The following is a 14,011-nucleotide window of genomic DNA, read 5'->3' as shown; positions in this document are numbered from 1 at the left end:
TTAACTCGGGTCCAGCCGGTAGCTTAGAAGCTCGAAATTCGGCGTATACGTAAACGTCCCGTAAATAATTCCATTTCCATGAATCATATATTCAAGAATGTGATAATCGCCGGCAGCCATCGGCAGATTCTTAATATCATCAAAATCATGCCAGGCCAGCTTCCCTTCCTCCGACTCATCCAGATTGATGCCATCAGACTCCCGTGCAAGGAAAGTAAACATCATCCATTCAGAAAGCACCTTATCCCCGTCTTTCATAATGAAGGTAAAGATCCCCTTCAAGCCCGGGTTTCTTAAGTATATGCCTGTCTCCTCGCGGAATTCCCTGATGCAGGAATCCCGGACTGATTCACCCGGCTCCATCTTTCCTCCGGGCGCTACCCACCAGCCACGTCTCGGTTTTTGTAAAAGCAATACTTGATTTTCCTTCAACAGCACACAATTCGTGACCCGCTGCAACAGCCTCACCTCAGCATTTCCTTCTCATGACCGCCGTACAGGCAGTCCTGTCGAATATATTCCTTTCATTATACTATTTTTGTCATGCAGCCACAATGAAATGAAAAAATGAAATGCGGAGGCGGCTCGCCCAGAGCCGACAAGCATAAGACGCAAAAGAATAAAAGGCGTTCTTTGCCTTTAATTCTTTTGTGGCTTATGACTCGAGGCTCCGCCGGAGCTGGACAAATTGAAATGCAAAGGCGTCTTGCCTCCGCCCAAAAAAAAGAGCACAGGCTATGTAGGCCTGTGCTGCACAAAGGATTATATCTTAAAAGGGGGTCAATTTCTATTCCTATATTACCCGATGTTTATTGCACTACTGTTACAGTACGATTAAAACAAAATGACTTTTTAAAATTCTCGTAAAAATCTGCCCAAAACCCTTATATATTGCGGCTTTTGGCCTATTACCCCAGCTGGATGGAAGCGGCATCTTTTTTGCTTTTCCCTCTTTAAAAAATCTTATCCGCCCTGACAGTGAATGAAAAAAACGCCCATCTTAGGAATGGACGTTTTTTCATTCAATATTAAGCTTTCGCCTTTAAAGATTCCATCAATTCTTCCACAAAGTGCTGGGCACTTTGTGCGGCAATACTGCCATCGCCTGTTGCTGTCACGATCTGGCGAAGCATTTTCTCACGGATATCTCCGGCAGCGAAAATGCCGGGAACCTTCGTTTCCATGCGTTCGTTCGTTTCGATATAGCCGTTCTCATTGGTGATGCCAAGGCTTTGGAAAGGTTTGGACAATGGCACCATGCCAATGTAGATGAATACGCCATCTGCCTTGAATTCGCGCTCTTCCCCATTTTCAGTAGAAACAAGCGTGACGCTTCCCACCTTGCCTTCGCTCTCGTTGATTTCTTTAACTGTAGAGTTCCAGATGAAATCAACCTTCTCGTTGTCAAACGCGCGCTGCTGAAGGATTGCCTGTGCGCGCAGCTCGTCGCGGCGGTGGACGATGGTTACTTTTTCCGCGAAACGGGTCAGGTAGACGCCCTCCTCGACAGCAGAATCTCCTCCGCCGACAACAACAAGCTCTTTGCCTTTGAAGAACGCGCCATCACAGACAGCACAATATGATACACCGCGGCCGCCGAGTTCTTTTTCACCCGGAACACCGATTTTTTTATATTCAGCACCCGTTGTAATGATTACAGCACGGGCTTTATATTGTTTTGATCCTGCAACCACGGTTTTGTATTCTTCACCGTCGATGATTTCTTTGATATCGCCATATGCATATTCGGCGCCGAATTTCTTGGCGTGGTCGAACATTTTAGTAGACAGGTCAGGGCCCAGGATATGATCGAAACCAGGATAGTTTTCGACTTCTTCTGTGTTGGCCATTTGCCCTCCCGGCACGCCTCGTTCAATCATCAATGTAGACAGGTTGGCACGGGATGTATACACAGCAGCTGTCATTCCGGCCGGTCCTGCGCCAGCGATGATGACATCATAAATTTTTTCTTCTGTCATCTTGCTCCACTCCTTCACTAGGACTTGCTGATTCCCCCTGAGAAATGCTTTTTCTATAGTATATTACCGCTCTGAAAAAATTGCCTTTACCGCCTCGGCGGGCAGAAGGAACTGATGGAGCAGTGCGTTTATTCCCAAGAAAAACAGCGTTGTTTCAATAGTATTTCCTTACTAACCATATCCTATAAAACAATAAGGATACAGTCCAAGAATCTGCTCATTTCAGAAAGCTGCTGACTGATTTTACATACTTTTGCAGCGTGGAAGCAGAAAGTCCGTACTGTGCTGCGACGCTTTGCTGCGAGACTTTTTCACTGCGCTGCTTTCTCCAGACATATTCCACGGCACCGGCCCATGCTTTTGCATTCCTGGCAAGGAGCCCCTGGCCTTCGGCTTCATTGAAGACAGTAAACCATGCCAGGTACAATCCGGCTTCAACCGTTCCGATCGGCTTGTGGTGTTTGTATAAGAGCTCTGCCGTTTCATGGGCAATATTCACACTGTTTTTTTCTGGTGCGCCCTTTTCAATCAATGATGCATATTCCCTGTCAACGCTGGTGAATTTCGGATTCTGCTTAACATCCTTGCTTGCAAGGATCTCATCTTTGCTGCCTGATTTTGAAGCAAGGAAAAGGGCAAATAAGCGTTCCTCCGCATATTCACTGTTCATTTTTTTATAGATGGAATCCAGATGGTCCTCGAAACCCGCTGTTTCCGGCTTATCTTCATTCCATGGTTCAAGGCCCGCCTTCTCAGGGCTGTATTCCAGCACCCGTTTCCAGAAGTTCCTGGCCTGGTCCTCTTTCCCCGAAAAGTAGGAAGAATAAGAAAGCCAGTAATAAAAGGCGCCATCCCCCTCGTAGCCTGACTTGTGAAGCTTGCGCAGCCACTTGTAGGCAGGCTCATATTCACCGACAAGCGCGAAGGTGGCCCCCAGCTTGAACTGGTGATCAATCAAAAGCGGCTGAATTTTCTTCAGCGTTTCAATTAAAGCCTTTACCTCTTCAAGATCATGCTGATAGTAGGCAAACACAAGCTTATTGCAAAGCGCATGAAGATTGCCCTGGTTGCGTACAAGCACCTCGTCAAGGATATCGTTCGCCTTGTTCACTTCTCCCAGGTAAAAATGGGCAAGAGCCAGGTTATTGTAGGCTGACCAATATTCCGGATAATCCTCAATCACTGTGCTCAAAATTTCCACTGCTTTCGGGAAATGCCCTGATTCAAGAAGCTCTCTTGCCTGCTCCTGCTTGGTGATCAGGTCGTCCTGTTCATACAGCTCTTCATCCAGATCTTCTGCTTCCAGTGTCAAAAGTTCCAAAAGATCTTCCGTATCCTCAATGAACTCTCCATCAGGCTCGAGCTCCAAATACGTATTGGCATGCTGGTAAGCATCCTTGAAGAATCCCAGGTGGGCATAATTATTGGCAAGGAAGTAATGGCATTCAGCCATTTCCTCGTCAAGCTCCTCCAGGACAAGATGCAGCAGCTTATTCGACTTCTGGTATTCATTCAATTCTGTATACACGATCGCCAGCTGGCAGGCAATCATCGGCTCGCCCGGCTCCAGCTGCATCGCACGCTGCAGATATTTGCTTGCTTTATGAAAATCCCGGCGGTGAAAGGATTTGATCCCTTTTGAAAAATAATACTCGCCAGTCGGGATGAATGTAAGTAGTTTCCCCATCGGTTGTCTTGCTTTTGAGTCTTTGCTCATGTAATCCCTCATCTCTAGGCAGCAGGCCAACCACTCGCACACCTGCGCCAGCCTTAACTACAGTAGTATATCACATGTGCAAGCCGCCGGAGAAGAGCAGAATGAGATTAGTATTTTTCAGGGGATTGTATTCAATCGGCGCAGTGCCGGATGCAGTGGAATCAAGGCTAATCCCTGGCGCTCACGACTGTTTGGACCTGCCTTCTGCTGGTTTCTGCCAAATATGGATGAGGTTTCGGACTAAAGGTCAGATTTTCGCAGCAGCTTTGGAGAATTCTGCTGAATTTTTCTATTGTTCTATTTAAAAACAACCTTGATTCTACCTAAATTTGGCTTTATTCTACCTAAATTCCTCATGATTCTACACAAATTTACCGTTTTTCTACATAAAATCGGCTCCATTCTACCAAAAATACATTTTTTCCCAAACCAAAAAGGACCGGCCCTCAGACCGGTCCTTCCTCTCATCAACCTTTTTCATGCCGCTCTTTCAGCACACCAAGCACTTCCTCGAATGGCAGCTTCTGCTCGCGCAATAGGACGAGCAGGTGGTAAAGCAGATCGGCGCTTTCCCATTTGAGCTCTTCCTGGTCGCGGTTTTTTGCCGCGATGATGACCTCTGCGGATTCCTCGCCAACCTTTTTCAGGATTTTATCCACACCTTTTTCAAACAGATAGGTTGTGTAGGCCCCTTCCGGACGCTCTATTTCCCGCTGCTCGATTACCCGCTCCAGCTCGGCAAGGATGCTGTAGCTGTCCTGTATACCTTCTGTCAGTCCTTCTGCTTGATAGACAGTTTCATTAAAACAGCTGACGGCACCTGTATGGCATGCAGGCCCGGCTGGCTCAACAAGCACGACGAGTGCATCCTGGTCGCAGTCATATTTGATTTCAGCGATCCTCTGCTTATTTCCGCTGGTTGCTCCTTTATGCCACAGCTCCTGGCGGGATCTGCTGTAGAACCATGTTTCGCCGCTTTCAATGGAAAGAGACAGTGATTCACGATTCATATAGGCCAGAGTCAATACTTCCTTCGTTTTCCGGTCCTGGACAATCGCCGGAATCAGCCCGTTTTCATCAAATTTCAGTTCTTCCAGATTCATCGGACCGTCACCCCCTTTTCTTTTAAAAATTGTTTTACTTCGCTGACTGATGTTTCTTTATAATGGAAAATCGACGCAGCAAGGGCCGCATCAGCCTTCCCTTCTGTAAAGGCATCAGCGAAATGGGCGCTGTTGCCTGCTCCTCCCGATGCGATGACCGGAACGCTGACAGCCTCGCTCACTGCTTTCGTTAATGAAAGGTCAAACCCGTTTTTACCGCCGTCGGCATCCATGCTGGTCAGCAGGATTTCCCCGGCCCCAAGCTCAACCGCCTGCCTTGCCCATTCAATCACTTCAAGGTCCGTCTCTTTGCGACCTCCATGAGTGTACACTCTCCAGGATCCAAGCTCAGGATCATACTTCGCATCAATTGCGACAACGATGCACTGTGACCCGAAGAAGCTTGCTCCTTCCCTGATCAGGTCCGGATTATTTACAGCTGCCGTGTTCAAGGAAACTTTGTCAGCTCCAGCCCTGAGGATTCTTTTCATATCTTCAAGTGCATTGATTCCGCCGCCGACCGTGAAAGGGATGGCCAGCTCTGAAGCGACCGCCTTCACCACTTCGGTCATCGTTTTTCTGCCTTCATGTGATGCTGAGATATCAAGGAACACAAGCTCGTCAGCCCCCTGCTGGTCATAAAAGCGGGCCAGTTCGACCGGATCGCCGGCATCGCGGAGCTGTACGAACTGGATTCCTTTTACAACCCGGCCTTCCTTAACATCCAGGCATGGAATGATTCGTTTTGTCAGCATCAGCGGGTCACTTCCTTCAAGGCCTGTTCAACCGTGAACCGGCCTTCATAGATGGCTTTCCCGACAATCGCGCCGGAAACGCCCTCAGCCTCATTCTCCTTCAATGCTGCCAAATCAGCAAGGCTGCTTACGCCACCTGAAGCAATGACGCTTTTTCCGGTTGCTGCCGCGAGCTCCCTGACCGCCTCGGCATTTGGTCCGGACAGCATCCCGTCTGTTGCGATATCGGTAAAAATAAAGGTCTCTGCTCCAGCATCAGCAAACCGCTTCCCAAGCTCAACCGCCTTTACACCGGAAGTGTTAAGCCATCCGTGTGTCGCAACATAGCCATCCTTCGCATCAAGACCGACCGCAATTTTATCGCCGTACTTGCGGATCATTACTTCAGCAAATTCAGGATCAGAGACCGCAATGCTGCCGATGATCACACGGGATACGCCATTATCGAGATAGTGGGCGATATCCTCCTCTGTCCGGATCCCCCCGCCTATCTGGACCTTTGCACCAAGCTCCTGCGCAGCCTTAATGACAAAAGAGTCATTCACACGCTTGCCATCTTTTGCGCCGTCAAGGTCGACCATATGTATCCATTCTGCGCCTGCATCGGCAAAAGATTTGGCCATATCGAACGGAGAATCGCCGTAAACCGTTTCCTTCTCATAATCTCCCTGGAGCAGGCGGACACATTTGCCTGCTCTCATATCAATGGCCGGATAGATGGTAAAGCTCATTGAGACTCTCCTCCTTTGCTGGCTATCGTCGTAAAATTCCGCAGCAGCTCCATGCCAAGGGAACTGCTTTTTTCCGGGTGGAACTGCATCCCGAAGACATTGTCCCTGCCGACCACAGCAGGAACTTCCTTATCATAAAAGCTTCTTGCTATGACAACTTCATGATCACCCGGCTCTGCATAATAGGAGTGGACAAAATAAACATATCCTTCTTCCACATTCTTCAGAATCGGTGAAGAGTTGATGAACTCAAGCCTGTTCCAGCCCATATGCGGGACCTTGTATTTTTCCCCTTGTTCATCTTCTCCTGGAAAACGGACAATCTTTCCAGGCAAAAGTTTCAAGCCTTCTGAATAGCCATTTTCCTCACTGTTTTCGAACAAAAGCTGCATGCCTAGGCAGATGCCGGCAAGCGGCTTGCCTGCCGCGGTATATTCCTGAATCATCCCTGTCAGCCCGGTAGCATTCAGCCGGTCCATCGCATCCTTGAAGCTGCCTACTCCAGGAAGGATCAGCCCATCCGCTTTTTTCAGCTCTTCCTGGTCTTCTGATAGAAAGTAAGGGACTTCAAGCCGCTCTAGCGCTTTGCTGACGCTGAACAGATTACCCATTCCATAATCAATGATGCCGATCATTTTATAACATCCCTTTCGTTGACGGAACTCCTTTAATTCTTGGATCGATTGTCGTCGCTTCATCAAGCGCCCTTGCAAGCGCCTTGAAAATGGCTTCGATAATATGATGTGTATTTTGGCCATAGTGGACGATCACATGCAGATTCATCCGCGCTTCAAGGGCCAGCTTCCACAGGAATTCATGGACAAGCTCTGTATCGAAGGTGCCGACCTTCTGGCTCGGGAAGTCTGCCCTGATTTCCAGGTGCGGACGGTTGCTCAGGTCGACAACAACTTGCGCTAATGCTTCATCCATCGGCACAAATGCATTTCCGTAGCGTTTGATGCCTTTTTTATCCCCTAGTGCTTCCTTTAAAACCTGGCCGAGGCAGATGCCGATATCTTCTGTTGTATGATGGTCATCCACCTCTGTGTCGCCCTTCGCATCTACTGTCAGATTGAATTGCCCGTGCTTGGCAAAAAGGTCGAGCATATGTGTCATAAATGGGACAGGCGTTTCCAGCTTGGATTGTCCTTCTCCATCAATTTCGAGGGATAGAGCTATTTGTGTTTCGTTTGTATTCCGTTCAACAGATGCCGTTCTTGCCATTTATTTTTCCTCCTTGTTATTCAAGCGCTCCTCGATTGCCCGCGCATGGGCTTCCAGGCCTTCAAGCCTGGCAAAGGCAGCGATTTTTGCTCCATTTTCCTGAAGCGATTTTTTACTATAATAAACGATGCTCGATTTTTTCTGAAAATCCTCCACATTGAGCGGACTGGAGAAACGGGCTGTCCCGTTCGTCGGCAATACATGATTCGGGCCGGCAAAATAGTCGCCGACAGGCTCAGGGCTGTATCTCCCCAGGAAGATGGCCCCAGCATGCCTGATCTGGCCGAGAAGCTCCATCGGGTTTTCCGTCAGCACTTCGAGGTGCTCAGGTGCCAGACGGTTCACCGTTTCTACGGCTTCTTCCATAGTTTCCGCCACATAAATCATACCGAAGTCTTCAATTGATTTCCCGGCAATTTCCCGGCGGGGGAGATCTGCAAGCTGCCGTTCCACCTCTTCTGCTACCTTTTCAGCGAGAATTGAGGAGGCTGTAACCAGAACACTGCAGGCCATCGGATCATGCTCTGCCTGTGACAGCAGATCTGCAGCCACTTCGTTTGCTCTCGCCGTTTCGTCGGCGAGCACGGCAATTTCACTCGGGCCGGCAATCATATCGATATCAACATCTCCAAATACTTCCCTTTTGGCAAGAGCTACGAAAATATTACCCGGTCCAGTAATTTTGTCTACAGGCTTAATGGATTCTGTTCCATAAGCCAATGCAGCAATGGCCTGTGCACCGCCGATTTTATAGATCTCTTCTGCTCCTGCTTCCTTAGCAGCTACAAGTACTGCAGCCGGGAGCTTTCCGTCCCGGCCTGGCGGGGAGGTGATAACAATCCTTCTGACTCCAGCCACTTTTGCCGGAATTACATTCATCAGGACAGAGGATGGATAGGCTGCAGTGCCGCCCGGAACATACAAGCCTGCTGAATCAAGCGGTGTCACCTTCTGGCCTAGCATCGTCCCGTTTTCATCCGTGGTCATCCAGGATGGCCGAAGCTGCTTCTCGTGAAAGCTGCGGATATTGGCTGCGGCCTCCTTGATTACCTCGAGGATTGAAGGATCAATTGTACTGTAGGCTTCCTCTACTTCAGCAGAAGTGGCCGCGAAGGAGGAAAGCTGGATCCCGTCAAATTTTTCTGTGTAGCTGCGGACGGCCTCGTCACCATTTTTGCGCACTTCGGCAATGATGCTTTTAACAGCATACCTTTGCTCTTCCGTACCGCTATCAACCGATCTTTTAATAGAAATCTCTTCTGATACTCTGATGATTTTCATCCTGTTTCCCCTCCCTGAAGCAGCAAGCTATTGAGCTGCCTGTTCATTCACGACCCTGCTGAGCTTGCCGACAATCTCGCTGATGCGCTTGTCCTTGATCCGGTAGCTGACCGGATTGACAATCAGCCTGGATGTGATGCCGACGATCTGCTCATACTCGACCAGTCCATTTTCTTTCAGTGTCCTGCCTGTTGACACGATATCGACGATCCTGTCCGACAGTCCGATCAGCGGGGCAAGTTCAATGGAGCCGTTCAGCTTGATGATTTCAACTTGTTCCCCCTGCTCGCGGAAATATGCCGCGGCCACATTCGGATATTTAGTTGCCACTTTTGGCGCCACTTCATTCATTTTTGTACCCGGAATTCCTGCTACAGCAAGATAGCAGGCACTGATTTTCAAATCAAGCAGCTCATATATATCACGCTCTTCCTCGAGCATAACGTCTTTTCCTGCTATCCCGAGGTCCGCCACCCCATGCTCCACATAGGTCGGTACGTCCATCGGCTTTGCAAGGATAAATTGAAATCTTTCTTCTTCCACATCAATGATCAGCTTGCGTGAGTCATCAAATTCGGGCGGCAGATCGAAGCCGGCCTGGCGCAGCAGCTCTGCAGCCTCCTCAAATATCCGCCCTTTCGGCATCGCAATCGTCAGCAGGTCCTTCATTGCTGCTCCTCCTTCCCGGCTTTTCCAACTAAAAAGGTAATATCATCATATTGGCTTGTGCACGCATCCAGGTTTTTGACGCCGCTGATATCCTGAAGCACAGCCTTGATCCCTGATTTCCTCATAACCTTTGCTTTTTCATATGCCTCGCGCCTGCGCTCCGAGCTGAAGATGATGCAATGGAGCGGCTCTTTTTCCCCTGCTCCGCCTAGAGCTTCAAGCAGGCGGTCAAGCCGGATGGCAAAGCCGGTCGCCCCTGAAGATTTTCCGAACTTTTTCAGCAGAAGGTCATAGCGGCCCCCATTGCCGATCGGAAAGCCGACATTCCCTGCGTATACTTCAAATAAAATTCCGGTGTAATAGCTCATATGGCTGACAAGCGTCAGATCAAGCTTGATTTTTTCACCTTCGCCAAAATCGGCCATCGTGTCCCACAGACGTTCAAGCTGGACGATCGCTTCCCTGCCCTTATTATTTTCAATAAGGCTGAACGCCTGCTCAATCGCTTCGCGGCCGCCCCTGAGCTGAAGGAAATCCAGGAGGCGCTGCTTATCTATAGAAGATAGCGGGAGATTCTTCACATGCTCCCGGTACCCGACATAATTTTTTTCATAAAGAAATCTCGTTAATTCATTGGCCCTTTCTTCTGTTCCAAGAACCTGGCGGAAAAACTCCTGTACAAAGCCGATATGGCCGACAGACAGCTGGAAGTCCTCCAGGCCCGCTTTTTTCAGCGAGCTGATGAGGAGAGCCAGGCCTTCGCCATCCGCGCTGATTGAATCATCGCCAATCAGCTCGACGCCGATCTGTTCAAACTCAGCCGGGCGGCCGCCTTCTCTCTGCTGGGCCCGGTATACATTGGCTGAATAGGCGAGTCTCAATGGAAGATCTTCTTTCAAAAGCCTGGATGCAGCCACCCGGGCAATCGGGGCTGTCATATCCGGCCGCAGCACAAGAGTATGGCCCTGCTGGTCCAGGAGCTTGAACAGCTGCTGATCAAGTGTCGCCGAAGCTGAGCCGACGGTTTCATAATATTCTAGCGCCGGTGTTTCCATAAATTGATAGCCCCAGCTCTTCATCTCCTCTTCAATGGAAGAGCGGACCCTGCTTTTTGTTTCATATATTTCAGGCAATGTATCACGCATGCCTAATGGCTTTTCAAACATAAATAAACGGCTCATCGTATTCCACCTCTAAATCAAAAGTTCCGAATCCTTTAGTTCGCTAATATGTTATCGAATTGAAGTTATTAGTAGTTTATCGCTGTTTCCAGCATGCGTCAACCATTAATGCTTATTTTCTGAAAATCGGGGGGATGTATCCGTGGAAAAGCTTTTGAGGCAGTTGAGTACTGGGCTTGGAACCGGTATATGCAGGGGTTCTATGGTTTTTATTTGCGGGAATCTGATTATATTTGCGAGTTTCCAATTTTATTTGCGGCTTTTCCGATATATTTGCAAGTTCCCATTTTTGCAGCTTTCACGATTATACCTGTCCCCTTCTCCTATCAAAAAAGCTCCATCAACCGAAGTTAATGGAGCTTTTCTCACTCAGCCTGGCCGTAGATCGGATCATCCTGCCAGCGCTTTTGCAGTTCTTCTTTTGTATAAATGACGCGCATCGGGTTTCCCCCGACGAAACTGCCGGGCGGGACGTCCTTGTGGACAAGGGTGCCGGCGGAGACGATCGCACCGTCGCCGATCGTGATTCCGGGCAGCAGAGTTGAGTTGGCGCCGATCATGACCTCGCTGCCGATTTTCACCTCACCGAGGCGGTATTCGCGGATTAAATATTCGTGCGCCAGGATGGTCGTGTTATAGCCGATGACCGTGTTGCGTCCGACGCTTATTTTTTCCGGGAACATCACATCCAGCATGACCATAAGCGCGAACGAAGTCTGATCGCCGACCTTCATTTTCAGGAATGTACGGTACAGCCAGTTTTTCAATCCGAGAAAAGGGGTGTACCGGGCCAGCTGTATGACGATGAAATTTTTTACAACCTTCGCGAACGGGACCGTTTTGTACACATGCCAGAGGGAATTGGCGCCCTCAACCGGATGCCTGACTGTCTTCCTCATCCTTTATAATCCTCCAGGATATCAAGGAGGTCAGCCATATTCTCCAGCATAAAATCAGGCTTGTACTGCATCAGATGCTCCCTGCCCTTAGCAGACCAGGCGACAGCGGCTGATTTGGTGCCTGCATTATGCCCGGCAAGAATATCATGGTGGTTATCCCCCACCATGATAGCTTCTTCCGGACGGGAGCCGAGGAGCTCAAGCGCCTTGTAAATCGGCTCCGGATCAGGCTTAGCTTTTTCAACATGGTCCAGTGCCACGACAACTTCAAAGAACTGGTCCAGATTCGTCAGCTTCAGCCCTTTTTCCACGACTGGCATAACCTTCGTCGTAACAATCCCAAGCTTGTAGCCTGATTCCTTCAGGGTCCTGACTGTATCAAACACACCATCAAACTCTTTGACAAGCACATCATGGTTCGCAAGATTGAACTCGCGGTATTTGCCGATCATCTCTTCAACCCGTCTTTCATCAATGCCGGCAAAAGTCTCATGCAGGGTCGGACCCATGAACGGAAGCACATCCTCCCGCTTGTATTTGTTCGGATAATACGCTTCAAGCGTGTGGAGGAATGAGCTGATGATCAGTTCATTTGTATCAATCAATGTTCCGTCCAGATCAAATAAAATCGTGTTTATGTTTTTGTTCACAAAGCAGCTTCCTTTCTATTGCTGGCCACTTGGGAGCGGCGGTTCCAGAAAAAGGCGACCGCCAATGTCAGTATAATGGCTGTGCCAAGGCGTATCAGGAGCAGCGGCAGCACCGGAATGCCCAGCGGGAGGAAAATAAGTGTATCTTCGATTACCGCATGGCATGCGACCAGGAAGATGAACGCGATGGTTACATCCTTCCTGCTGACTCCGTCCTCTTTGACAGCCTGTATCATGACTCCCGCCCCGTATGCCAGGCCAAAAATCAGGCCGGCAGCCAAAGTGGTCGAGGTATTCTCTCTCATTCCCAGCGCCCTTGTTGCAGGCGCCATCCATTTTGAAAAAACATCCAGCCATTTCAAGTCTTTCAGCAGCTGTATCCCAATCATCAGCGGAATGACGATGATGGCGAGCTGCAGAATCCCGAGACCCGCCTTGGTTACCGCTTCTAAAAGAATGGCAGAAACACCTGATGCCTGTTCTTCCTTGGCCGGGATCAGGCCGTACTGTGCAAGCTCAGAGCCGCCGCGCCATACCAGATTGATCACAACGGCAGACAGGATGGCCAGGCCGAAACGGACGGCCAGGATAATCCAGAGCTTAACGCCCACCTTGAGCGCCACACCGGATTCAATCAGGATATTATGCGAGAAGGACAGCATAACCGCAATGATGAATACTTCCTTCACCGAAAGATCCAATGTCAGGATGGCCCCGATGGCTGCGTACAGATTCAGGAAGTTCCCGAGCACAAGCGGAATGGCGGCATCACCGGATAGTCCAAGCAGTCCCATCAGCGGCGTTATCACCTTAATGACCCAGGGAAGCACAGGCGTATATTGAAGCAGCGCAACGATCAGCGTGACAGGGAAAATGATTTTCCCCAGTGACCATGTCGTTTTAAGCCCTGCAGCTAATCCTCGTTTGAGCGTGCCGAACAGCATGTTTCTCTCTCCCCTTTGTTTTTATACTATGAGCTTAAGCACTCTTATCCAAATACCTTTTATCTGCATAACCCTTTGTTCTTCTGATAACGATGAGCACTATGGCCCCGATGACCAGGACGATGGATATAAACTGCGCCATGCGGAGACTCTCAGTCAGCATCAGGCTGTCCGTCCTCATCCCTTCAACGAAAAAGCGGCCGATGCTGTACCAGATCACATACGTAAGGAAAAGCTCGCCCCTGCGCAGATTTACTCTTCTTAAAGACAGCAGGATAACAAATCCGGCTATATTCCATAATGATTCATACAGGAAGGTCGGGTGGTAATACGTTCCGTTTATGTACATCTGATTTATGATGAACTCCGGAAGATGAAGATTTTCCAAAAACGAACGTGTCACTTCACGGCCATGTGCTTCCTGATTCATAAAGTTGCCCCAGCGGCCGATGGCCTGGCCAAGGATGATGCTCGGCGCGGTGATGTCAGCCAGCTGCCAGAAAGAAATGCCTTTTTTCTTCGCAAAAACATACGCAGTGATGACAGAGCCGATCAGTGCCCCGTGTATAGCGATTCCGCCATGCCAGATCTTTATGATTTCGGCAGGGTTTTGTGCATAATAGTCCCATTCAAAAATGACATAATACAGCCTTGCAGACAAAATTGCGATCGGAATCGCCCACAGCATCAGATCAGCAAACAATTCCTTCTGCAGCCCGCGCTTTTCCCCTTCGCGCATGGCCAGCCATAAAGCAAGCGCAATCCCCGTACCGATGATGAGCCCGTACCAGTGAACCTGGATGGGACCGAGCGAAAAAGCAATCGGATCAAGCGGCTGGATATTTTCTTCCATAATCATTCTCCTTTTTGCAGAATCC

15 protein-coding genes are annotated in these 14,011 nt (G+C 49.2%); all 15 read right to left on the bottom strand.

Going from position 1 to position 14,011, the window contains the following annotated elements; translation table 11 throughout:
- A complete protein-coding gene (locus Q9R36_RS17235) occupies positions 1–459 on the bottom strand; it encodes an 8-oxo-dGTP diphosphatase (protein WP_094768572.1) in 459 nt (152 codons plus the stop codon).
- Positions 460–1,028: 569 nt separating this feature from the next.
- A complete protein-coding gene (gene trxB, locus Q9R36_RS17230) occupies positions 1,029–1,979 on the bottom strand; it encodes a thioredoxin-disulfide reductase (protein WP_009793062.1) in 951 nt (316 codons plus the stop codon).
- 217 nt (positions 1,980–2,196) lie between these two features.
- On the bottom strand, positions 2,197–3,696 hold the full coding sequence (locus Q9R36_RS17225; protein ID WP_311225617.1) for a tetratricopeptide repeat protein: 1,500 nt from the start codon (positions 3,694–3,696) through the stop codon (positions 2,197–2,199).
- Between the two features lie 467 nt (positions 3,697–4,163).
- On the bottom strand, positions 4,164–4,799 hold the full coding sequence (gene hisIE, locus Q9R36_RS17220) for a bifunctional phosphoribosyl-AMP cyclohydrolase/phosphoribosyl-ATP diphosphatase HisIE (protein WP_311225616.1): 636 nt from the start codon (positions 4,797–4,799) through the stop codon (positions 4,164–4,166).
- Complete coding sequence (gene hisF / locus Q9R36_RS17215) at positions 4,796–5,554, bottom strand: imidazole glycerol phosphate synthase subunit HisF (RefSeq protein WP_148948931.1); 759 nt, start codon at positions 5,552–5,554, stop codon at positions 4,796–4,798. Before hisF ends, hisIE begins: the two co-directional genes overlap by 4 nt.
- Positions 5,554–6,285, bottom strand: coding sequence for a 1-(5-phosphoribosyl)-5-[(5-phosphoribosylamino)methylideneamino]imidazole-4-carboxamide isomerase (hisA, locus tag Q9R36_RS17210; RefSeq protein WP_148948932.1), 732 nt, complete (start codon positions 6,283–6,285; stop codon positions 5,554–5,556). The genes hisF and hisA overlap by 1 nt, the downstream gene beginning before the upstream one ends.
- Positions 6,282–6,920, bottom strand: a complete 639-nt coding sequence (hisH, locus tag Q9R36_RS17205; protein ID WP_311225615.1) for an imidazole glycerol phosphate synthase subunit HisH — start codon at positions 6,918–6,920, stop codon at positions 6,282–6,284. The genes hisA and hisH overlap by 4 nt, the downstream gene beginning before the upstream one ends.
- 1 nt (position 6,921) lies before the next feature.
- On the bottom strand, positions 6,922–7,509 hold the full coding sequence (gene hisB, locus Q9R36_RS17200) for an imidazoleglycerol-phosphate dehydratase HisB (RefSeq protein ID WP_094768519.1): 588 nt from the start codon (positions 7,507–7,509) through the stop codon (positions 6,922–6,924).
- A complete protein-coding gene (gene hisD, locus Q9R36_RS17195; RefSeq protein WP_101549445.1) occupies positions 7,510–8,790 on the bottom strand; it encodes a histidinol dehydrogenase in 1,281 nt (426 codons plus the stop codon).
- A gap of 27 nt (positions 8,791–8,817) precedes the next feature.
- Entirely contained in the window at positions 8,818–9,459 is a 642-nt protein-coding gene (hisG, locus tag Q9R36_RS17190) for an ATP phosphoribosyltransferase (RefSeq protein ID WP_101549443.1), read from the bottom strand.
- Positions 9,456–10,640, bottom strand: a complete 1,185-nt coding sequence (locus Q9R36_RS17185; protein WP_022544382.1) for an ATP phosphoribosyltransferase regulatory subunit — start codon at positions 10,638–10,640, stop codon at positions 9,456–9,458. The genes hisG and Q9R36_RS17185 overlap by 4 nt, the downstream gene beginning before the upstream one ends.
- A 365-nt stretch (positions 10,641–11,005) precedes the next feature.
- Entirely contained in the window at positions 11,006–11,539 is a 534-nt protein-coding gene (locus tag Q9R36_RS17180) for an acyltransferase (RefSeq protein ID WP_009793051.1), read from the bottom strand.
- Positions 11,536–12,189, bottom strand: a complete 654-nt coding sequence (gene ppaX, locus Q9R36_RS17175) for a pyrophosphatase PpaX (RefSeq protein WP_311225614.1) — start codon at positions 12,187–12,189, stop codon at positions 11,536–11,538. Before ppaX ends, Q9R36_RS17180 begins: the two co-directional genes overlap by 4 nt.
- Positions 12,186–13,133 carry a nucleoside recognition domain-containing protein gene (locus tag Q9R36_RS17170; protein WP_311225613.1) on the bottom strand — a complete coding sequence of 316 codons (948 nt, stop codon included), beginning with the start codon at positions 13,131–13,133 and terminating at the stop codon, positions 12,186–12,188. The genes ppaX and Q9R36_RS17170 overlap by 4 nt, the downstream gene beginning before the upstream one ends.
- Before the next feature lie 34 nt (positions 13,134–13,167).
- Positions 13,168–13,986 (bottom strand): prolipoprotein diacylglyceryl transferase, encoded by an 819-nt coding sequence (gene lgt, locus Q9R36_RS17165; protein WP_094768515.1) that lies wholly within the window; start codon positions 13,984–13,986, stop codon positions 13,168–13,170.
- Positions 13,987–14,011 lie beyond the last annotated feature (25 nt).

Source organism: Bacillus sp. AG4(2022), assembly GCF_031844465.1.
In the GTDB taxonomy this organism is placed as follows: domain Bacteria; phylum Bacillota; class Bacilli; order Bacillales; family Cytobacillaceae; genus Bacillus_AB; species Bacillus_AB infantis.
Note: the sequence above shows the minus strand (reverse complement) of the source record. Positions and strands in the feature narration are given on the sequence as shown.

Bases quoted from the DNA above. Each gene is read 5' to 3' on its own strand.
- trxB (WP_009793062.1), bottom strand. From the start codon at position 1,979: ATGACAGAAGAAAAAATTTATGATGTCATCATCGCTGGCGCAGGACCG.
- Q9R36_RS17225 (WP_311225617.1), bottom strand. From the start codon at position 3,696: ATGAGCAAAGACTCAAAAGCAAGACAACCGATGGGGAAACTACTTACA.
- hisIE (WP_311225616.1), bottom strand. From the start codon at position 4,799: ATGAATCTGGAAGAACTGAAATTTGATGAAAACGGGCTGATTCCGGCG.
- hisF (WP_148948931.1), bottom strand. From the start codon at position 5,554: ATGCTGACAAAACGAATCATTCCATGCCTGGATGTTAAGGAAGGCCGG.
- hisA (WP_148948932.1), bottom strand. From the start codon at position 6,285: ATGAGCTTTACCATCTATCCGGCCATTGATATGAGAGCAGGCAAATGT.
- hisH (WP_311225615.1), bottom strand. From the start codon at position 6,920: ATGATCGGCATCATTGATTATGGAATGGGTAATCTGTTCAGCGTCAGC.
- hisB (WP_094768519.1), bottom strand. From the start codon at position 7,509: ATGGCAAGAACGGCATCTGTTGAACGGAATACAAACGAAACACAAATA.
- hisD (WP_101549445.1), bottom strand. From the start codon at position 8,790: ATGAAAATCATCAGAGTATCAGAAGAGATTTCTATTAAAAGATCGGTT.
- hisG (WP_101549443.1), bottom strand. From the start codon at position 9,459: ATGAAGGACCTGCTGACGATTGCGATGCCGAAAGGGCGGATATTTGAG.
- Q9R36_RS17185 (WP_022544382.1), bottom strand. From the start codon at position 10,640: ATGAGCCGTTTATTTATGTTTGAAAAGCCATTAGGCATGCGTGATACA.
- Q9R36_RS17180 (WP_009793051.1), bottom strand. From the start codon at position 11,539: ATGAGGAAGACAGTCAGGCATCCGGTTGAGGGCGCCAATTCCCTCTGG.
- Q9R36_RS17170 (WP_311225613.1), bottom strand. From the start codon at position 13,133: ATGCTGTTCGGCACGCTCAAACGAGGATTAGCTGCAGGGCTTAAAACG.
- lgt (WP_094768515.1), bottom strand. From the start codon at position 13,986: ATGGAAGAAAATATCCAGCCGCTTGATCCGATTGCTTTTTCGCTCGGT.